This is a genomic window from Rivularia sp. UHCC 0363, from assembly GCF_034931125.1.
Lineage (GTDB): Bacteria > Cyanobacteriota > Cyanobacteriia > Cyanobacteriales > Nostocaceae > Rivularia.
On sequence record NZ_JAYGHM010000010.1, the window covers coordinates 82,960 to 104,981 of the forward strand.

17 protein-coding genes and 2 pseudogenes are annotated in these 22,022 nt (G+C 34.1%); 16 read left to right on the forward strand and 3 right to left on the reverse strand.

All coding sequences use genetic code 11. The features are described 5' to 3' along the window. Positions 1–1,744: 1,744 nt before the first annotated feature. Complete coding sequence (locus VB797_RS08185; protein ID WP_323237181.1) at positions 1,745–2,494, forward strand: peptidylprolyl isomerase; 750 nt, start codon at positions 1,745–1,747, stop codon at positions 2,492–2,494. 342 nt (positions 2,495–2,836) lie between these two features. On the opposite strand, the gene VB797_RS08190 is transcribed toward VB797_RS08185, so the two are convergent. Next, a complete protein-coding gene (locus tag VB797_RS08190; protein ID WP_323237182.1) occupies positions 2,837–4,021 on the reverse strand; it encodes a transposase in 1,185 nt (394 codons plus the stop codon). A 79-nt stretch (positions 4,022–4,100) separates the two neighbouring features. Between VB797_RS08190 and tnpA the strand changes: the two genes are divergently transcribed. After that, entirely contained in the window at positions 4,101–4,514 is a 414-nt protein-coding gene (tnpA, locus tag VB797_RS08195; protein ID WP_323237183.1) for an IS200/IS605 family transposase, read from the forward strand. A gap of 195 nt (positions 4,515–4,709) precedes the next feature. Here the strand turns inward: tnpA and VB797_RS08200 are convergent. Continuing rightward, positions 4,710–5,099: pseudogene (locus VB797_RS08200) on the reverse strand (MerR family DNA-binding transcriptional regulator). Positions 5,100–5,494: 395 nt separating this feature from the next. Here VB797_RS08200 and VB797_RS08205 point away from each other — a divergent pair. The 13 genes and pseudogenes from VB797_RS08205 to VB797_RS08265 all read left to right on the forward strand — a co-directional run. After that, positions 5,495–6,226, forward strand: coding sequence for a hypothetical protein (locus VB797_RS08205; protein ID WP_323237184.1), 732 nt, complete (start codon positions 5,495–5,497; stop codon positions 6,224–6,226). Positions 6,227–6,371: 145 nt separating this feature from the next. Continuing rightward, entirely contained in the window at positions 6,372–7,466 is a 1,095-nt protein-coding gene (locus tag VB797_RS08210) for an aromatic ring-hydroxylating dioxygenase subunit alpha (protein WP_323237185.1), read from the forward strand. A gap of 169 nt (positions 7,467–7,635) precedes the next feature. Next, a complete protein-coding gene (locus VB797_RS08215; protein ID WP_323237186.1) occupies positions 7,636–7,893 on the forward strand; it encodes a hypothetical protein in 258 nt (85 codons plus the stop codon). A gap of 106 nt (positions 7,894–7,999) precedes the next feature. Beyond that, positions 8,000–8,908 carry a ferritin-like domain-containing protein gene (locus tag VB797_RS08220; RefSeq protein WP_323237187.1) on the forward strand — a complete coding sequence of 303 codons (909 nt, stop codon included), beginning with the start codon at positions 8,000–8,002 and terminating at the stop codon, positions 8,906–8,908. Positions 8,909–9,478: 570 nt separating this feature from the next. Then, the gene (locus VB797_RS08225) at positions 9,479–10,660 is read left to right on the forward strand and encodes a P-aminobenzoate N-oxygenase AurF (protein ID WP_323237188.1); all 1,182 of its coding nucleotides are present in this window, start codon (positions 9,479–9,481) and stop codon (positions 10,658–10,660) included. A gap of 66 nt (positions 10,661–10,726) precedes the next feature. After that, the gene (locus tag VB797_RS08230) at positions 10,727–11,758 is read left to right on the forward strand and encodes an aromatic ring-hydroxylating dioxygenase subunit alpha (RefSeq protein WP_323237189.1); all 1,032 of its coding nucleotides are present in this window, start codon (positions 10,727–10,729) and stop codon (positions 11,756–11,758) included. 81 nt (positions 11,759–11,839) lie between these two features. Beyond that, positions 11,840–12,124 carry a 2Fe-2S iron-sulfur cluster-binding protein gene (locus tag VB797_RS08235; RefSeq protein WP_323237190.1) on the forward strand — a complete coding sequence of 95 codons (285 nt, stop codon included), beginning with the start codon at positions 11,840–11,842 and terminating at the stop codon, positions 12,122–12,124. A 13-nt stretch (positions 12,125–12,137) separates the two neighbouring features. After that, complete coding sequence (locus VB797_RS08240) at positions 12,138–13,154, forward strand: aromatic ring-hydroxylating dioxygenase subunit alpha (RefSeq protein WP_323237191.1); 1,017 nt, start codon at positions 12,138–12,140, stop codon at positions 13,152–13,154. Between the two features lie 121 nt (positions 13,155–13,275). Next, positions 13,276–14,001, forward strand: coding sequence for a sterol desaturase family protein (locus VB797_RS08245; RefSeq protein ID WP_323237192.1), 726 nt, complete (start codon positions 13,276–13,278; stop codon positions 13,999–14,001). A gap of 232 nt (positions 14,002–14,233) precedes the next feature. After that, complete coding sequence (locus VB797_RS08250; RefSeq protein ID WP_323237193.1) at positions 14,234–14,866, forward strand: acyltransferase; 633 nt, start codon at positions 14,234–14,236, stop codon at positions 14,864–14,866. 119 nt (positions 14,867–14,985) lie between these two features. Continuing rightward, complete coding sequence (locus VB797_RS08255; protein ID WP_323237194.1) at positions 14,986–16,584, forward strand: GH3 auxin-responsive promoter family protein; 1,599 nt, start codon at positions 14,986–14,988, stop codon at positions 16,582–16,584. A gap of 253 nt (positions 16,585–16,837) precedes the next feature. Next, positions 16,838–17,416, forward strand: coding sequence for a Uma2 family endonuclease (locus tag VB797_RS08260; protein ID WP_323237195.1), 579 nt, complete (start codon positions 16,838–16,840; stop codon positions 17,414–17,416). A 122-nt stretch (positions 17,417–17,538) separates the two neighbouring features. Next, positions 17,539–17,802, forward strand: a pseudogene (locus VB797_RS08265) (DUF4351 domain-containing protein); the annotation flags it as partial. A 112-nt stretch (positions 17,803–17,914) separates the two neighbouring features. On the opposite strand, the gene VB797_RS08270 reads toward VB797_RS08265, so the two are convergent. Next, positions 17,915–21,400 (reverse strand): RNA-directed DNA polymerase, encoded by a 3,486-nt coding sequence (locus VB797_RS08270; protein ID WP_323237196.1) that lies wholly within the window; start codon positions 21,398–21,400, stop codon positions 17,915–17,917. 264 nt (positions 21,401–21,664) lie between these two features. Here VB797_RS08270 and VB797_RS08275 point away from each other — a divergent pair, with 264 nt between their 5' ends. Beyond that, positions 21,665–21,997 (forward strand): hypothetical protein, encoded by a 333-nt coding sequence (locus VB797_RS08275; protein WP_323237197.1) that lies wholly within the window; start codon positions 21,665–21,667, stop codon positions 21,995–21,997. Positions 21,998–22,022: the final 25 nt, after the last annotated feature.

Sequence of the window (22,022 nt, forward strand, 5' to 3'; positions counted from 1 at the left end):
CATAACCTGTCATGGACTTACTATCCAGATGACGGGTTTTCTTTTATCTACTAGACTCTTCTATAGATAGCGTATTTACTTCATAAAGTTTTTTCGGACTTAAATTTATCTTTTCTTGTAGGGTTCTATATTGTAGCACTAAAATCTTCAAAATCAAAGGATAAATATCAAGTTATCAAGAAAATATTTTTTTGATTTGAATAAGTTACACGCAAACAATAGCAGCAGTATGACAATCCATCTGGGTTATCGTAATTTCGCCAATATATCAAGTAGATCGATGGTCATTAGTAAGTCGCGTAATGACAAAATATATTGTTAATTTGCGATGCTTTCCTAATTTAAATATTTAACCAACTTTGGGGGTTAAAGTCCCCTGCTTCTACAAGCAGCACGTTTTGCGTCGGGGTAAAATCCCCGTTGCAAAACTCAATTACGAATTACGAATTACGAATTATTTTAACCCTATAGCCGTACAAGATGGAACAGCGAATAGGGAACAGAGGAAAAAGACGACCCGCGTAAACAACTCTAGTTATAAAAGGTAATAATTATGCCACAGTAATTAAATCATTGTTTTTTGCCGATACACACAGCTTGCTGTATGTACTAAAGAAGCATTTTTAAGGGCAAATCGACTCTAAATAGATAACTGAAAAAGCAGTTTATTTATTTTTTATATTTTTGTTACTAGTATCTAGAGATAGATATTTGAGATTATTTTTCTGATCATATCTATTGTAAATAGCTAGATCTATTAGAGATTTATTCATAGCTACTTCAGAATAAATCTGCCAAAATGGCAAATAATATTCTCTTTTATACATTAAATTATAAATAGCAACAATCAAGACGGTTAAAAAAAGTTTGTTTATGAGGTTAAAAGTAATGACTAATTATTAAACTAGAAATAGCTAGCTTGATTGAGCAGGCAATCAATCAACGGGGCATATAACGAAATTAGTTGATATTTATAGCTTATCGTTACTAATGGTGGTTCTTTTTTCACGAAGAGTAAGCAAATCAATTAGAGCGGCGAATTTCCCCAATCTAATCTAGTTAGAGTTTTACCTCCCCCCTACTAAACCTTTAACAATTGCAAAACTTCTTTTAACTAAAGCTAATAAAATTTGAGACCTATTGGCTTAGCGAAAAACGAATAAGTAAGGATAAAAGTATTTTCATCGCTAATAAATCTATGTATATATAGAAAAGTGTAAGTGTCCTTTTCTCGAATCATTTCTCCTGAAATATACTGATAATTTATAATTTTAATACCTGGAAGCTGACAAAATTAATTAGCTTCCAGTTTTTTTTCGGTATTCTCTACATATCTTCAAATATTTTAGTTATTTAATATAATCACTATTTATTAATCTTTCAGTATTTTCTACAGTTGATATTTATTAAGTTTGAGATACAAATTTGAGAGAAGCTATTTTTATTGGAGCTAATTACCAAGAGATTTAGGAGGAAGTCAATAAAATGAAACATCTGATACAAGATGCGCGATCGTTATAAGGCAGTATATTTATTTTGCTAAAAATAAAAATAAAATACTCAAATGCTTAATAATGAAAAAATGATGCTATTGATGGATTTGGCTGAGAAATCAAGCTAAAAATCATTAGTAGTGCCATTCGTTATACGAGTATATTAATTAGATTATTTCTAAAATATTTCTAGTTTATTTTAGAGCCAATAGCTGTATTTTATAAGAGTTTTTTTTGTAGAGTAGATTCCCATGAATAAGCATTTAAAAATACTGATGGAACCAGAAGAGATTGTAAATTTCCTCAAAAGCGAAATCAAATTAAAAGATATATGTATAAATATTGCATCCCAAAAAATAATCGAAAAAGTTGCACAAGAAAAAGGTATAAACGTTACAACAGAAGAAATTGAAATTGAAGCAGATCGTCAGCGTAGAGAAAAGCGTTTGGAAAAAGCTAGTGATACAGTTAGGTGGCTTGAGCAAGAAATGTTAGCCCCATTAGATTGGGAAGTGGGGATTCGTAACCGTCTGCTGACCCAAAAGCTAGCTTTAGCACTATTTGCGAAGGAAGTAGAACAGTTTTTTATGCAAAATCGCTTAGAGTTTGAGCAAGTGATTCTGTACCAATTTGTGGTCAAAGATGAAAAGCTAGCTCAAGAATTGTACTATCAGATTGAAGAAGGTGAAATTTGCTTTTATCAAGCAGCTCGCGTTCATGATATTGATGAAAACCGTAGATACAAATGTGGATATGAAGGAAAGATGTATCGATGGGCAATTTCACCAGAAATCGTAGCGCTTGTATTTAATGCACCACAAAAACAGTTGGTTGGCCCGATCAAAACTGAACATGGCTACCATCTATTTATAGTTGAAGATTATATACCCGCAGAGCTAACACCTAAGCGATACGAAGAAATTCTTTATAATATGTTTCAATATTGGTTAAATGCTGAAGTTAATTATATGTACTATAATTTTGAACTCAGTATCTTGTAAGCCAACTGAAATGTATTTTAATGCATCTGTACGGATACCAGTGGAAAAGTGCGTTTTTACAAGTAAATCGATTAAAACTAGTTCCGATAATTGCGATCGCAATCTAAAAAGTCAGATTCCTAAACAACCAACCTTCGCCGCTACTTTATACTACCATCGTAATACTTAAGTAGTACATAGAATTAGTCGAATAATCGAAAATAATTTGCAATTCCGCAGCGGTGGCTTAAAAGCTTGCTCAGCAATGGTTTTGATGAAAGGTAAAAGATGCTACCCTGATATTAAGAGTAGATGCACGTGACATACCCACACCCATCTGAGTACAGATAGAGTGTAGGCTTCTCAGAGACTCTTCTTTGAAGACATTATCTGAGCTTTTAGGGCGTGCGTCCCACGCTCCTTTATGTTTATAGAAGCATTTAGATCCCTACACAAACTGATATTGCAATTAGGACATCGATGCACTCTTTGGGATAATGGTTTCTTTACTTTATGACCACAACCAGAACATTCTTGACTAGTCCCATTTGGGTTTACAAATATTACTTTTAATCCAGCATTTTCGGCTTTGAACTCAAGTATATTTATAAACTGACTCCATCCGGCATCATTTACAGATTTAGCTAATCGCGTTCTAGCAAGTCCTTTTACATTCAATTTCTCAACAGCAATTACATCGTATTTAGAAAATAATTGTTTTGCTGTTTTGAAGTGGAAATCTTTTCTGGTATCAGCTACTTTTTTGTGTCTAACGCCTAGCTTTTTAATTGCCTTTTTACGACGATTAGAACCTTTTTTACGTCGAGACACTTTACGTTGTGCTGACTTTAATTTACGTTCAGCTTTGCGTAAATATTTTGGTGCAACAATCCGGGTATCATCAGAAGCAACATAAAAATCAATCAACCCTACATCGATTCCAACAATATTATCAGCATTGAAATCTGGCTTAATTGTTGGCACTTCTTTATTGTCAAGACTCAGAGTTGCATAATAACCGTTAGCTTTTTTGGTGACAGATACGGTTTTAATCACGAATCCATCCGGCATAGGCCGATGAACAATTACCTTTACATCACCAATTTTGGATAACGTAATTTTGTTACCTACAAAATGATGTTGTTTAAATTGGGGATAAGTAAAAGTTTTATATCTCCCTACACGTTTGAACCTTGGACGACCTGATTTTTTACCATTACCGTCGCCCTTCAGCCATCTATCAAAAACAATCTCAACTTTTTTAGGTACTTCTTGTAATACTTGAGAATGAATTTGTCTGTACCAAGGGCGGTCAACTTTTAATTGTTTTAAGGAAGCTTGTTGACTAAAGCGATTCTTTTTATCTTTTAATTCTGGTAAATGACAAACAAGCGGACATCTATCGATTGAGCAACCCCAACGCTCATACCAATCAAACCTTTCAGCAAGCTGATAATTATATTGACAACGCAACATATCGAGCGTGTTATCAATAATTTCTCGCTGCTGTTTATTCGGTTTTAATCGGTATTGATACGATGTACGCACTTCTTCATCACCACCTTGTTATTTGGTCAGTGTTACTATTTGAGTATACACCTATTGGTGCAAATATTCCAAAATTACTATGAAAAATGATTTTGTTTCTAAAGGACGTTCTGTTAGTGACCTAAAAGTTCATCTGGTTTTAGTCACAAAGTATCGGCGTAAAGCCTTTACTATAAAGATGTTAGATAGACTTCACGTCATCATAGAAGAACTATTGGAAAAATGGGATTGTAAACTTGTAGATTTCAACGGAGAAGATGACCATATACACTGTCTTTTTCAGTATCACCCAGACATTGAGTTGAGCAAGTTAGTCAATAATCTAAAATCAGTGTCGTCCAGGAAACTGCGTCAAGAATACTCAGAACACCTAGCTGATATTTACTGGAAAGAAGTATTTTGGAGCGGTTCTTATTTCGTAGCTTCCTGTGGCGGTGTAACTGTTTCAACTTTGCGGAAATACATCGAAGGACAATCTAAACCCGGTTCGTAATTCATCTCAACACCTCCCTAACGGGTAGGTGTGAGACTTCTTACGATTGAAAGTTAAATTATGTCGTCAGCTAAAGCTGCAATTATTGTAGCGCAATTTACACGGGATAGACATTTTCGTAAATTAGTATGCATTTGTGTTTTTATTTTACTTTTGTAATCAACCGTAGCATCAAATACTAAACTATAAAGATATTTATTGAATATTTGGACAAATTGCATCTTTGGGTTTTTTAGACAAGCTTTTCCATGCCAAAAGTAAGCTTTTTAATTCACCCTGCAATGTTAATAAATCACCAATTTGTCGATCATAATTTGTGCTGTATTTCATCGTAAGCTGGTTTACCACCATCGCAAATCTGGAGAATATCCCCGATTTATTCTAGAGTCAAACCGAGTCTTTGAACGCTTTTAAGAATGATAAACGAGTCAATATATCTTCGGTGAAGCATCTAAAACCACCCTCAGTTCTTGCCGCTGATTTAATCAAACCTAAGCTTTCGTAATAGCGAATTGTCCGAATTGGAACTCCACTAAGTTTCTGTACTTTACCTATTAATAGCGTTTGATTTGCATGGCTTAACATACCGGGCTGTAACTCCTATTACTTGTTGCTGCGATCGTTTGGCTACAAATCTAATATAGAGGTTTTTTCTTGGTGGAATCAGGCTTTTGTTATATAAACAATTAGTACATCAATTGAGCGGATATTAATGAAAGATAAGCGAACGAGGATGAAGCAATATGAAGTAGATAGAAGTTTACAATATTTCATGCTTTTAATAAGCTATTTTTTTTTATATAAATTTTAATGCGTATCCAATCAAGTTTTTGTACAAAGAGGATTTTAGCTCTTTTTGCAGATAACAACTCCTGAGAAAATACCTCAGACAGATAGTTTTCTGACACATACAGTTCATCAATTTGCAAAGCATAAATCTATAGTTAAGAATAAGGGCATACAAATATATATTGATAAAAATGAATAGCCAATTAATTCGCATTGAGGAATTATCTCCTCTGGATGTAGAGGAAATGTTTGTACTTTTAAGCAATCATTTCCAAGGAGTGAAAAGAGATGTATTTAACAACGATCTAGATGATAAAAACTGGGTAATCTTGATAAAAGATGAGCAAACAAATGAGTTAAAAGGTTTTTCTACACTCCTAATGTATGACACCTGTTTTGAAGGTGAAACGATTAGTATTGTGTTTTCAGGAGACACGATTGTAGACCCTAGTGCTTGGTCAAGTTCGGCGCTATCTACTAGCTGGATATCTTCGATAAATAAGCTGCGTTGGGAATACTGTAAAGGCAGACTTTACTGGCTATTAATTTCTGGGGGTTATCGCACCTATCGTTTTTTACCGCTATTTTGGCAGCAGTTTTATCCTCGGTACGATACGGCAACTCCAGAGAATATTTTGTGCTTGATACAGAATTTGGCTGTGAAACGTTTTGGCGAAAATTACGATATTAAAACGGGTGTGGTTCGTTTTGCTCATCCTCACATACTGCGTGATGGATTGCGGGGTATACCTGCTGAGCGATTGCAAGACCCCCACATTCGCTTTTTCCAGACGCTCAACCCCGGTCATTTTGATGGTGATGAGTTAGTTTGTTCTACGGAGATTTGCGAGGAAAACTTAACCCGTGCCGGACGTAGAATGTGGTTTGCTAGAACAAACTCTGTAGATCAAATTCCGGTTTAAAATAAAAAACGTAGTTGGGTTGAAATAGGAAGTTTTAAATAGTTTCGGGGTGATGCTTTCAACACAATAAAAACTATTTATTTTTGGTATAAAGCCTTTAAATACAATTTATTTAGAAGCCCGAAAATCCGGCAGTAAAAATTACATGAAAGCTGTATCAAGCAATATTAGTTCATATCGTTACACCCAAATATTTAATCGATCAAGACGTTTTATTGAAGGCTGGTATTGGGCTATCCCTTCGAGAAAGCTTAGAAAAGGAAAGGTAAAAGCAGTTTCTTTATTAGGTAGAGAATTGGTAATTTACCGCGATATTGAGGGTGAATTAGTTTGTTTTGATGCTTACTGTCCTCATATGGGCGCTCACCTTGCAGAAGGTAAAGTTGAAGGTGGGGGATTGCGTTGTTTGTTTCATAATTGGAAGTTTGATCGCAAAGGTGATTGTGTTGATGTTCCTTGTTTGGGAACACCGCTTCCTCTACAGTTAAAAACGTGGCACGTTGCGGAAAAGTACGGCATGGTATGGGTTTGGACGGGTGAAACTCCATTGCAGCCTTTACCTTTTGTTCCAGAATTAGAGAACGAGGAATGCGATAGTATTTTAACTTCTCAGTTTATTAAAAACTGCCATCCTAACGTGTTGATGATTAATGCTATTGATGCTCATCACTTTAATACGGTTCACAATTTACCCTTAGAAATTGTTTTTCGCAAAGAACAACTCAACGAAAATGCCGTTATTTTTAGTAACGTTACATGGGGTGGGGAAGATTCTTTTTTGATTAAATTAATCCGTCCTTTTTATAAAAAAGCTATTACTTATAGTATGTGTTATTGGTACGGAAGTATTGGTACTGTAACTTTGGGTCCCGATTTTCTCCATTTTCATATTATGTTTGCTTTGCGTTTAATTGAAGATGGAAAAGCGGAAGGACAAACAATTTTAATAACTAAAAAACGTCGGGGGATTTTTGGATGGCTGTTTAATAAAGTTGTACTTTGGCTGACAAATCAGGTCGGTAACTATTTTGCAAAAGGAGATACTCAGATTTTTCAAACGATTAAATTCGATTTGAAAACACCAACTAAAGCAGATAATTCTATATTGCAATTTATTCAAAATGTGGAAAAACAAAAAGCCCTAAGTTGGGGAAGTTGGGAAGCTGTAAACGAAGAAGCAGAAAAAAAACAGCAGCAAAAAGCTGAGATGGTTAAATCCAAAGGAGAACCGAATGACTGAAAGAGTTAAGAATTAGGAGTTAGGAGTTGATTTCGCAATCGCAACTAACAATGATGATACATCCTATTCTCATTTTTGGAGATTGAGCGTTACCGAAACTGAAACAATTGAGTTGAAAATTCATCTAAGAACAAGAATTATGAAAAATACATGAGACAAATTTTTAATCATGAAAAAAGTTTTGACAATTCGTTCGATGCTTTTCAACTCGTTGCTAGTAGTTATTTTTGCTGCTTGTGGTGCAAATGCTCAGAAAAAAGCTGAAATCTGTTCAAATGTAGACTCAAAGATGTTTATACCAGGAAATGATGCCGTGAAATCTCAAAACCAAGAAAATCCCGATCCAATGGTTTTACCGAAAAATCCGGATTTCGATTCAGATTCCCATCCGATGATTGTTTTGACCTGTCCGCAATCAGAAAAGTAAATAAAATTAGAAGTTAAGAGTTATCAAAAATCTTTTATTAATCCATTATCAAACTGGGAATTACATTTACTGGTGGATAATAAATAAAACTATTAATCAATCAATTATGAATCAACAATATTCTATAGCTGGATTGCATCTACCTGATGTAAATCAAGAAGAAAAACTGCATCGAATTTTATCTTCAGCGCTTGAAAAAACGATGGGAGATGAAAGCAAAATTTCTGAAACTTTTCTCCCCTACTGGAATGCAGAATATTTCAATCTCGATCAAGTTAAAATATTTCGTGAGTCCACACCCGCAGAACAAAGTTCGATTTTACAGCTTTGTAATTTGGGAATTTTGGAGGAAGCTTATTTTATAGAGAAAGCTGGAGTGGGTTATATGGCAAAAATGGTTTTATTCGCGGAAACCACTGAGGAAAGAATGCTTTATGCTTTGTTTGGAGCAGATGAGGTTAGTCATTTATCACAGATTAAGCGTTTTTTACCAACTCCGAAACTTAGTAATAACCCATTTTTGAATATGCTGGAAGATGTGGTGGAAAGTGATGATAAAACTGTTTTATTGTTTGTGCTTCAGGTGGTTTTAGAAGGATGGGGTTTAACTCATTACCGCAGTATTGCTCAAAGTTGCCAACATCCTCAATTAAGTTCGGTGATTCGCGGTTTTTTACAAGATGAAAGTCGTCATCACGCTACCGGAGTAACGTTGTTTGAAAAGATATCTTCCAGTAAATTAAGTCAAGACATTGTGGATATTCTGGCAATATTTTTGCAGATGGTGCAATTAGGACCTCAAAGTGTAGTCACAGCAATTGAAAAGGTCAAAGGAGATTTATCTAAAGTAGAAAAAATCAATATTTTTGCAGAGCTTGATACAGAAAATCATAGTGGAAGTCGCTTGAAACTATTACGCAGTTTAATGCATTTACCCAACACTATAAATATAGTTGAAAATCTGCAAAATAAGGGGTGTTTTCAACCTTTGAAAGCGAATCAATGTGTTTTATAAGAAGGAAGTAGGGAATAGGGAGTAGAAAAATATTCTTGAAATCACAATCTATCAATGGTGCGTGACACTACAAGTAGTATAACCACGTACAGAATTTATCGTAGCGTCACACACTAGGCTGTTGACTTTGATAGTATTTTCCTACTTTTTATTCATGCAACTTTTATGTCAGTTATAATCACAACATTTTGAACCTCACTCCATCCTCCGGACACCCCTCTCCTTAATAAGGAGAGGGGAAGGGGGTGAGGTCTAGGCTAGATTGGAGATGAGGGATTTGTGATGATTTTTTAGCACTCAAAAACCTACAGAGTCAACAGCCTAGTCACACACCCTACAATAATCAGGAATGGCCGCAAGTGTCACAAAACTCGGATGGTGCCGTACACTCACCGTCTTATTACTAGGTTGATAATTAGTCTGTGTACTAGCAACGGCAATAAAGGGGGATATTATCTACGCCCCCTCAACCGCCTCCCCTACAAGAAAAATATGCCATTTGCGTAAGTCCTAATAATAATTCCTTCTTTCCTATTCCCTATTCCCTATTACCTATTCCCTACTCCCCATATGTTTGATAAAGAAAATACACTTTTAGAAAATCAACAAGTCTGTCGCAAACTGCAAATTAATTATCAGCGAAATAAACAGCAAGACTGTACCGAGTTATTAGATCGAGCTACTGCGGATTTTAAGTACAATGATTGCGAAAATGAATACTGGAATCCAGAGCAATTTTCCTTACTTTTTGGTACACCTTTATGGTCGGAAGCAACCCCAAGTCAAAGAATTATTCTCAATCAACTTTACTGGGTTGCTTACTATTCTCAAATCATTTCCGCTGAAATTGCGACGATCTTTTTTAATCAAACTAGTGCAGCAGGACTCTATGCTCAAGAGGACTTCCGGCTGATATGCGATATGCTCGATTTAGAATCCGCACAGGAACGCGCTCATATCAACGCTTTTAAAACTATTTCTCAAGAAGTTGAATCAAAATTGTTTGGAGAACGGATATTTAGCTATCCAATGCGCGGACCTTATAGTGAAACAATGGTGTTTGCCGATACAAACTTTTTCAAGCGTCAATGGAAAAAACTTCAGTTACAAGCCTTTGGATTAATTTCTGCGGATAATACGTTCCTTGCTTGTCAATATTTTACAGTGCGGGGAGTACGTACTCTCAACGGTAAGTTAGTTCAACACAAACTCAGTAATTACTATCAAAAACATCCCAATCCCGAAAATGCACCCATCCCCGCGAAAATTTCTTACTATCACTTTATGGATGAAAGCTTTCATTTCAATAGTTCTACCATTATTTCCCATGATGTAATTGACTGTATTAAACCTCCGACAAAATTTGAGAAACTAGTTGCAAACTTAGGAATACAAGGTTGTCAAAAAGACCATTATCATTGTTCTGTAGCAGTTAACGGTATATTTTGGTACGATGCTGCACTATACTCGGCAATTTATCGAGTGTTGCGATCGCGCATTTTCAATATGAGCGATCCAGAAGCAAAACACATGATGCTTCGTTGTTTTACGGAAGAGACACAAGCGTTACACAACAGCTTTCAAACTCATAATGAAGCGATGGAATCTTACAAAGCTTATCTGCAACCTTTAGATTATCTATGGAAAAGTAATCGTGAAATGTCTTTGATGGGTGATAATTCGATTTCTAAATATTTGGATCGGCAAAGAAAAGCTTTAAAAAAATGGGAAATATCATTTTCACATATATGATAATAATTTAATATATGAATAAAAAACTTCTGTATTACTTTGCGTTAAAAAACATATCTTAAATATATGAATTCATTACAAAACCAAAATACCCAACCTTTAATTAAAATGAAAATATTCAATAATTGGGATGTTGTAGCAAAGGGTTGGTATATAGTTTGTCCAAGTAAAGAAATTATAAATAAAGCGAAATCTTTTAATATTTGCGGACAAAGAATTGTAATTTTTCGCGGTGAAGATAACAAAGTTAGAGCATTAGATGCTTACTGTCCACATTTAGGAACCGACTTAGCGATCGGGAAAGTTGATGGTAACTTAATTCGCTGTTTCTTTCATCATTGGGCTTTTGATGGTGAAGGTAAATGTCAAGATATTCCCTGTCAATCAAATATTCCTCAAAAAGCTGATTTACAGGCTTATGCAACTGATGAAAAATATGGTTTTATTTGGGTTTATCCAGATGTAAAAGCACCGGAAATTGTAGAATTTGATGAGTTAAAAAATCAATTTGTGACAACATCCGATAAAGCTTTCGAGCGTAATTGTCATCACCACATATGTATGATGAACGGAATTGATGCTCAACATCTACAAACAGTACATAAATTAAACATTAAAATGAATTTATCATTGCAGTCAAATAAATCTGGGAATATGATTGATTTTACCCTGAGCGGTGAATTTCCTCAAACTACATTTAGAGAAAAGATTGCTAGAAGAATACTTGGTAATAACTATGGATACACTATGAGATATGCCGATGGCTGTATAGGATTACTAACTATCATGAAAAAAGTGCGATTCATTCCACCTTTACGGATGATTTACGCTTATACACCTTTAGAAGGTAGAACGAAAATTCAGCCTATTTATATAACTAAAAAAAGAGCAGGAATTCTTGGTTGGTTTATCAGTAGATTTTTATTATTACTAACAAAATTAGCTTACTATTTTTTGCGCGGTGAAGACGGCATGATTTATGACAACATTCGCTATAATCCTAACGCTATTTTAAATATTGATGAACCGCTGGTTAAATATATGAATTATGTAAATCAGCTTCAACCTTCTATATGGTCAAGAAATTTTAGATTTTGAATTTTAGATTTTAGATTTATATCTGTATAATAAAAAAGTTTGTTTAATTCAATACAGCGGCAATTTACAATCAATAACATTATGAATGAAAATATTTACCAAATCCAATTCCCAAACACAAATCATCCACCGATTAGTTTAGAACAAAATCAAAATCTTGCCGAACATTTAACTATAGAAAATTCACCAATACTTTTCGGTTGTCGAACCGGAATTTGTGGGACTTGTCTTGTAACTATAGAAGGTGATATTCCACCTCCATCAGCAGAAGAAAAAGAAGTTTTAGAAATCTTAGCACCGGAAAATCCTCACGCAAGATTAGCTTGTCAAATTCAGGTAACTAACTATATTAAAATTATCAATTAATAACTAATAACTAATGAAATTTGCAGACTTTTGGTACGTCGCTGCATTAAGCAACCAATTAAAACCAAATAAAGTCCTTTCACGCATAATTTTAGGTGAATGGTTAGCAGTATTCCGTGGGGAAGATGGTAAACCTGTGGCTTTACAAGATAGGTGTATTCACAGAAATAGTCGTTTATCTAAAGGTAAAGTTTGTCAGGGTAAGATTCAATGTCCTTATCACGGATGGGTTTACGATCATACCGGAACGGTTGTCACCGTACCTTCGGAAGGAAAAAATTTCTGTCAAAGCAAAATGCGGAAATCCCAGGTTTATCAAACCTTAGAACAAGATGGTTTGGTTTACGTGCGATTGTCGTCACCTGTTGAGGAATTTCCACCCTTCAAAATGCCTAACTACCAACAACCGGGATGGGAAACTGTAAAAGTAATCAATCGTTTTCACAACAACGTTACTAACTGTGCTGAAAATTTTATCGATGTTCCTCATACCACTTCCGTTCATCCAGGAATCTTTCGTAAACCAACTCAACAACAGTTAGAAATGACTGTGGAAAGACGTAACGGTTGTGTATTTGCAGAGTACCGTAATGAAACGACTAATCTAGGATGGTTTACAAAGTTTCTTAATAATAAAGGTTATAAAATCCGTCATATCGATAGCTACAGGATGCCGAATGTTACCAGCGTTGAGTACGATATGTCACCCAACAGAAAACTTTTTATCACCAGTCAATGCATTCCCGAAACGGAATCTACTCTGGTTTACACCTGTATTACCTACAACTACGGCATTTGGAATAAACTCGTAAAACCATTTGTACATTGGACTACACAATATATTATTCGTCAAGATATCGAAGCTTTAAAGATTCAGTGGGAAGTCATCGAAAAATATGGTACGCAATTTACAAATACACCCGCTGACACTATCCATATTTTTGTCGAGTCTATTCGCAATTATATTGCAGCAGGGAAAGATCCAAGAACACTTCCCGATAAATTAGTAGAGGTAAAATTTTGGGTTTAACTGAGTATACATAAAAAAAGAAGTGGCGCAGCCACTTCCAAAAAATTCCCAGGTAGAACCTGAAGAAAGTATAGCTATTAAATAGTATCTAAATCGTATAAATTGAAACTGATTTATTAATATGTTGGTTTTCTTTACATTCGTAATTCTTCTAGCACTAACTGTTACAAATAGCAAACAAACCTTTGTAATCTTGAAAAAGAGTCGTGAGGATTGGATATTAGACGGTATTGGCTTATTTTTTCAGGGAATTGCGATCCCGTTTTTTCAAATAGCTGTAGTTTTTCAACTTTACCAGTTGTTGCTGCCAGATACTCGTGCTTCACTAAATCTTTATCCCATTGCAGCTTTCTTACTCAGTTTTGTATTTGTAGATTATCTCTACTATTGGAATCATCGTTTATTTCATACTCGGAAACTGTGGTTTATCCATCAGGTGCATCATACCGTAACGGAAATGGATGTTTTGGGAACTTCCCGCAATACCTTGTGGACGAGCTTTTTTATCGTTTATCTATGGATTCATTCGTTATTCATCTATTTACTGCAAGAACCAAACTGGTATATTCTAGGCATCAGTTTGAGTTCAGCTTTGGATTTATGGCGACACAGTAGTTTTAGTCCAACAGTAAATTCCTGGCTGTATCGCTGTTTATCCCCGTGGTTAATTTTACCCCAAGACCATGCTTGGCATCACTCCCAATTTATTCAAGGAAACTACGGTGCAAATTTAAAGCTATGGGATAAAATTCATAAAACTTATCATAAATCCGATCAAGTCCCAGATTCGTTAGGTATCAATAGTTCTCTATCTTTGAGCAAAAAACTATTTTTACCCTTGGAATGATTGAATGCAAAACCTCACCCTACCTTCGGCTTCCCTCTCCTTACCAAGGAGAGGGATTGAGGGTGAGGTTTTATCCTATAATTCATCATTTTAATTTCATCATATTACAGCCACCAAATGTAAAGACATTGTAGTCTAACGTATCCATATCCGGATTTATACCTACCTTTAAAGGAATTGGTATTATTACTCAATTTACTAAATACCATGCACTACTACCAGATTTAAATTTATGACTTTAAGAAGTACTATACTTTCCTTTTTTCCATCTGCTGTCATGGTTCTGGGATTTATTTGTTTCCTGTGGATTTGTTATTCCCCTGGAATTTTTAGCGTTGCTACTTTTTTATTTTGTTTATACGGTTTTCCTTTATTAATTCATAAAATCCACAACCATTTTTATCCCATTCAAGAAGGAATAAGTTATTTACAAGGTAAAGAATATTCTCCTTGGTGGGGAAGTCATCAAATACAGTCTATATATATCACCTTCGACTTTTTAGAAGCAGCATTACGTTTAATTCCCGGTACATTTTCATTGTGGTTGCGATTATGGGGAGCAAAAGTTGGTAAAAATGTTTATTGGACTCCCAAATTAGAAATAGCCGATCGCTCCTTAATTGAAATCGGAGATAACGTAGTTTTTGGTCAAAGCTGCGGTATTTTATCTCATGCAATTAAACCCAAAAAACAGGATTTGATGCTGTATGTCAAAAAAGTAAAAATTGGTAGCAATGTCTTTATCGGAGCGGGTTCTTATCTTGCTCCTGGTGTAATTGTTCAAGATGAAACTTTTGTTTGTGCTGATAGCCGTTTGTATCCAAATATAGTGATAGAAAATGAATTACAAAAAACGAGGGAATAGGAAGCATCAAACATACGGAGTCTAATAAAGTTAAACATTAGAATTAAACTTTTTAATAATTAACCAAATCCATAGAATAAAAATTAACAAATAAATTATTTATACAATTATTATTAATTATGCGCTTAATCATCCAACTTTTTGGTAAACTAATTGAATCCGCTAGCCGTGATTTTTATCAAAGTTTAGAAAATCCTCAATCCGCACAGCAAAAGGTACGAGAAGAAATATTAAAGAGCTTAATTAAAAGCGATTATGGTAGATATTTGCGCGTTAAAACTATTGACGACTGGCATCGCATTCCGATTGTAGAATACCATAATATTGAAAATTGGATTCAAACACAACAGGAAGATAACACTTATCTACTTACCTCAGAAAAAGTTGCTTTTTATGAAAAAACTTCTGGAAGTCGTGGTGCGGCTAAATTTATTCCTTATACAAATTCTTTACGACGTTCTTTCAATCAAATGTTTTGTATATGGACGCACGATTTAATTAAGCATGGGCCAAAATTTACCAGTGGAAAACTATATTTTTGTATTTCACCGCAATTAGGAGAAAATAAATCTTCTTTAAAACCATCCGCTACATCTCTACAAGACGACTCCGAATATTTAGATGGTTGGTTACAATGGATAATGAGTCAGTTTTTAGTTTCCCCATCTGGATTAAATAAGTTAAGCAATGCAGAGGAATTTAAACATCAACTTGCTCAGTCACTTTTAAGCTCAGATAATCTCGAAATCATCTCAATTTGGAGTCCAACTTTTCTCAAAGTTATCCTTGATTACATTCAGAATAACCGCAAGCAACTGGCTTTAGAATTAGCGACTAAAATGTCAGCAAAACGACGGTTAATGCTGTTACAACCTCATTTATTTCCACAAGTATCTACAAATAAAGAATTAAGCCAAATTAACAGAGATAAAATACCTTGGCATTTATTATGGAGCGAACTAAAACTAATATCTTGTTGGGATAGCGCAAACGCTGCTGATGGTGCTGATTTTTTACGTTCCTTATTTCCTAAAGTATTGATACAGGGAAAAGGACTTCTCGCTACAGAAGCACCAATGACTATTCCCTTGATTCCCGCAAAGGGATGCGTACCCTTACTCAATGAAGTATTCTTCGAGTTCCTAGATGAAAGCGGATTTATTTATCAACTCCATGAGTTAAAACAAGGAAACACCTATGAAATCATCATTTCTCAAAAAGGAGGATTATATCGTTATCGGATCGGAGATAGAGTGCGTTTTACTCATTCATACTTAAATACACCTTGTTTGGAATTTGTAGGAAGACAAAAAGAAGTCAGCGATTTAGTTGGGGAAAAACTGCATTCCCAATTTGTTCGAGATGTTCTAGAAACTTTACCTTTAGAAGAAGCCTGTTTTAAAACTTTAGTACCTGTAAAATATCCCAAGGAACACTATATTTTATTAGTTGATACTGCTAAATTAAATCCGAAAGAAATCGCCTTACAATTAGAAGAATCTTTACAAAAATCGCATCATTATCGTCGAGCTAGACTATTAGAACAATTAGAATCAGCAAGAGTCATAGTGTCTTCGCAAATTCCGGAAATTATCAGTTTATATAAAGCTAAATCTGGGAAGAAATGGGGAGATTTAAAACATGATATTCTTGCTACTCAACCGATTGATAAAGAGTTATTACTTGAGTTAGAAGAAGCTTGTTTGATTAATAATTAGAGATAAACCTCACTCACAATCCGTCTTTTTGGTAAGAATAAAACCTCACCCTCAATGGCTCTTCTTAGTAAAAATAAAACCTCGCTCTCAATCCCTTTTCTTAGTAAAAATAAAACCTCACCCTCAATCCCTCTCCTTATTAAGGAGAGGGAAGTAGGAACTTGGAAAACTGTAGTAAAAGTTAATTCTTTCTTTGCGATCGCGATTAATATATAAAATTGATATAAGCCGTATCATCACTTGGAAATAATCAATGGTTGCTAATCCTGAATTTCAATACATGAGTCCCCAAGAATACCTCGAATGGGAAAAAACTCAGGAACTCCGTTATGAATACATTGACGGAAAAGTGTTTGTAAGGATGGGAAAAACAATAATACACAATTGCATTTGTTTAAATTTTTATATTGAATTAAATGATTTTTTAATCGAGAAAGGATGTGAAATTTATTCATGTGATGTTAAATTAAAAGTCACATCGAAATCTTATCATTATCCTGATGTGGTAGTCACTTGTGACGATCGCGATAAACAAGCGATTGATATGATTAGATATCCTTGCTTAATTGTCGAAGTGCTTTCCCCATCAACGGAAGCTTTTGATCGAGGTAAAAAATTTACTCGCTATCGTCAATCAACTACTTTGCAAGAATACGTTTTGATTGAATCTGATGAAATTGCTGTGGAATGCTTTCGTAAAAATGATGAAGGTTTATGGGTTTTGCATACCTATGGAGAAGGAGATACTTTAAATTTAGAAAGTGTAGGAATTTCTATTGCAGTCGAGAAGTTATATCGACGAGTTCAGTTTGATTTGGGAGAGAGGAATTAAGTTATTTATTTGCTTTTAACGTAAAATTCAGAAGGTGCAATCTTTAAATTAAAACTTTCATGCGTCGAGATTCGATTTTTTATAAACTATTTCAACAATCGCCAACTTTACTATTTGAGCTAACCCAAAGGGAGGTAGAAGAAATGCTAGGAATTACACTTCAAGAGACACGAGTTTACCGGGAAATCAAGCAAGAAGGAAGGGAATCAGAAGCCAAAACAATCATCCTTCGTCAATTAACTCGACGGGTAGGAGAATTACCTCAAGAAGTGCGATCGCGTGTCGAATCTCTTTCCTTGGAACAGTTGGAAAACTTGGGGGAAGCTTTGCTTGATTTTCAAGGGATGTCCGATTTGGATAGTTGGTTGGAAGCGATCGCGCTTTAAAGGGTAAGTTAATCAATTTTGGCTTTTTTAGCAATCATCCAAAGCCGCGATCACAAATTCTGGTAAATTATTTGCTAGCATTTGAAGCGATAAATTGAACTATCTTTATTATTCACAGTGAGTAATGTTTATCTTTATTAACTGATTTTTGATTTTGGTTATAATATTGTCTAACTCTTGCTGGTTCAATTTGTGTGAAGATTTCTGACACTTTTCCTGATTCTGCAAGTTTTAAAGCATCTTGAATTAAGTAATCGTTTTTCTCTTCATCTGAAAATGGAATATTATCTGGCAAGTGGTAATTATACATTCCTAGAATCAATATGTAGTTTTTCTTAAGCCGAGTAAATGGAGCGGGTACACTTTTTAAAGCATTGATAATATTTTGAAAATCTTGTGGTTGTATAAATGGCTTGGCAAGTTTACCTAAATATAGCCAAGTCTCTGTAGCTTTAAGTTTTTCAATATCGGATTTAGCTGCTGTTGAAGAGTTAAATATTAACTGCCAATCAGCTAATTCAAGTATTGGGAGAAAGCGAAATGCTTCGAGAAGAATAGCACGCATATATTCACTTGATTCTTCCATCGCAACTTCATTAGTTTGATAGTATTCCCACAGTTGCTTAATTGCATCTGTATGTCCTTGAGAAGCTAAACCAACAATAACATCTAATAGATCGCGAATAACAAATAAGTCAGGGTTACAAATTAGGTCAACAATTTCCTGCCAAACTTGATCGAAACCTAATATTAGTAATTTATTTACGGATGATCTAATCCGAGTTTGTAATTTTCTCTGCTTTATATTTAATTCTCGTCTTTCTTTTTCATTGATAGAATCAGCTTTAATCTTAATAGATACTGAAGTTTGTAGTAATTCTTTTAAGCTGTCTTGAAAAAGATTCACGACTTTAGACTTTATTTTATTTTTACTATCAATCCAAGGACGATTCAGTTCTTGAAACTGAGTACTCCATTTTGAAATAATGATAAAGTTACGTTCGTTAGGAAAAGATGCTAACTTTAACTGCTTTTTAGGATCTAAATTTTGTACAACTAATTTTTGATGAATTTTGCGGCTTAAACGTATTTCTGTGACATAAATTCCCAATGAATATAAACAATGCTGATAAATTCTGATTAACTTCCACCATGATTGTTCATCATAACTGCTATTAGCTAATTCAAACTGAGTGCGGTAATCGTAATCCATTATCCATAAAGGATAAAGTGTAAAGTTAAATTCCTCGTTTAATTTATCTAGATCGGTATCTAGTTCTACGCTAGGCAAAAATTCTGATATGTTTTCATAATGTTCAGTTTTGTATTTATTAAGTTTAAGTCCTAGTTCTTCAAGCTTTATTTTTAATTGTGTTTCAAATTCTTGGATATAATTAATATGTCGAGAAACTGCAATAATATCATCAACATAACGGTGGTACTGTATTTTATTTTTCCGCTCCTTGTCATTAAAATAATCATCAACAACTTTTAAATATAAATTGGCATAAAAACCTGATGTCAGAGTTCCTTGTTTAAGTCCTATTCCGTCTTGATGTCCATTATTCAAGTTTTGTTTGAGAAGTTTAGTGAGTAACCACTGAATCCGTATACTACTAATTTGTAATTCTCTTTCAGTAATATCAATTAACTGTTCTTGAATAACTGTGACGTAATATGATTGTATATCAGTTCTTAAAACAGCACCATCTTGATAAAGTTTAGCGCTTTTTTCTGATGCCTTTAAAAACTGTTTATACTTAGGAAAATAATCCTCATATAAATCTTCTGTTTGCTCTAATTTAAGTTTATATGAATTAAATTCAAAGTTATTTTTCTGCCCAATAGTTTGTAAAATAGCAATAGCTAATATCTCTTCTTCTAAACGAGTTAGCTGCTTTGGACGACCTTTTGCTCTACCTTTAACAAATTTATAATCTATATCTTGATTAAAAGGAAGAAAATTATCTGAGTATAATTTATCAACTAAGTTATCAACAAGACTTTGTAAGTTTTCATCAAGATTGCTTTCAAACAAGCGTATTTCTATTTCATCATAAAAAGATTCATTAAACACGTTATTTCTTGCTTTGACCCAAGCTAACTCTATATTTTCTAGACTTATTAGTCTATTCCATTCATTGTCTTCTTCAAGTTCGCGATTTTTGATTGTTTGACAAACACCATAGAATTGTGCAGTATGATTTAAAATATGTTGATCTTGCCAATAACTACTTACAGGATTTTCAAAATAAACTACTTGTTTACCTTCAATAACAGAAGAAATATTATGGGTTTTACCAATAAATTTGTTAACAGATGTGTGTATAGCATTGATTCCTTGATTGATGTCATTAACTTGAATTATTTTTTGAAGAGATTGTTCTAAGTTTTTTGTTCCTATTGTCATCAAATGTAATTTTTCAACAGGTACTTCCTCTAATAACCTTTTTAAAGAAAGTGCTTCATCTTGCCAAAATTCTTTTTCTATTTCTGAATCATTTCCTGGTTCTAATCCTAAAGCTTTGAGTTTTTTATCTCTTTCTCTTTTCTGAACATCATATTTACCAATACATGAAGCAGTATCTAGCTGCGTTATAAAAAGATTAGATAAAACTTTTACGGAAGAATCTTTATTATTTAACTTATTTTGTAAGAGACTAATCGTAGTTAAAATTGCTTGGGAAAAAGGCTCATTAATTGCCTTAAAAGTTAATGAAATATTAAATGGCTCAATCTTCTTTTTGAGTTCCTGCATCAACTTTTGATAAATGGCATAGCTATAAATATTTTGTTCTATACCTACACAAAAAATTTCTATAGTTTTTGATTTAATTCTTTCTTTTGGCAAAGTTAAAATTTTTTCAATAAAAGCTGCGGTAGCAGCACCCATTGCACAACCAATATCTACCAAGTAAATGCGTGGTTTATATTTAATGCTATGAAGTAGCATAGTTGAATGAATGACATTATCTAAAATATGAATCGCTTCAAAGTAGTTTCGAGCAAAGAGAGCATAAAACTGAAATGCTGCACTTTTTAAATCTGCTTTATCTAATGAATGTGAAATATCCTTTGAGTAATCAAGTTCTTTGTATCCTTTTGCTTCTGGGATTTCTGACAACCATTGATCTACAGCAGAATAAGCAGATGCAATAATGGGATGAAAAGAGCGATAAATCTTGGCTTCTTCAGCCATAACTAAATTGAGTTGTTTTGACTTTTGCCCAGTAAATCCTGTTAATGCTTGTAACAAAAGTTGCTTGGCTATCTCATTAACAGTCTTCCCATCATTTTCGGCTCTCAGCTTTAAAGCATCTATGGTTTCATCTTCTAGTCGAATAGTAACTACTTTTCCCGATTCCCATAAAATAGTTAACTCTCCGTTGAGAACTTGAACTATATCTTTAATGGTTTCTAGTTTGGATGTACCTGGATTATCTATAGCTTTGCCAAGGGAGGTGTGATAGCGCGATGCAGGAGGGGCTTCTTTTTCCCCTGCACGATTAGCACGAAGTTCAGCAAATTCCTTTGCCAGCCTGTAAAGCGTCCAATCTAACTGCTGTAAACGTTGCTCGATATCTTTTTGACTTACCATAAGTTACTTCATAGTTTTAGTATACATCTGTAGCTGTATACTCCTTTATAGGATAACAAATAGCAATAAGTAAAAATGCTTATTGATATTTATTTTTATTCAGATTAGTATTTGTACATAATAGAAAAGGCACCCAACTCCATTGGAATGCCCTTAGTTTCACTTACCTTTTTGATAGCTTTTAAGACAAGCTATTAACTTCATTTAATTAAATTGCTCGTAAGTAAAATTTCAAAACTCGTACTCAAATAGAATAAACGAAAAATGAAAACTACATCTATTAATGATAGCTCATGGACTGTTAATCTAGTAGAAGCTGTTACCTATCTTCCTGATTCTCTGCCTGAAAAAACTAAACATTTGGAAGTCGCTCTTGCTTTAGTCAAGACAACTGAGCAATATAATCAGGCAAAACGAGATGATGAGAGACGTGGTTATTTAATGCAAGACATTATGCGGTTGATTGATCAGCTTAAAATTCCTTCTGGTAATCAGCGTGTTCTAAAAGCAATGACAACTTCACAACTTGATGCTTATGCTGAGGATTTAAATCAGCAGTTGAAAAATAGTTCGTTTAAGCATCTGTCCGTACCATAATAATCTAAGTTAATGTTTATTGACC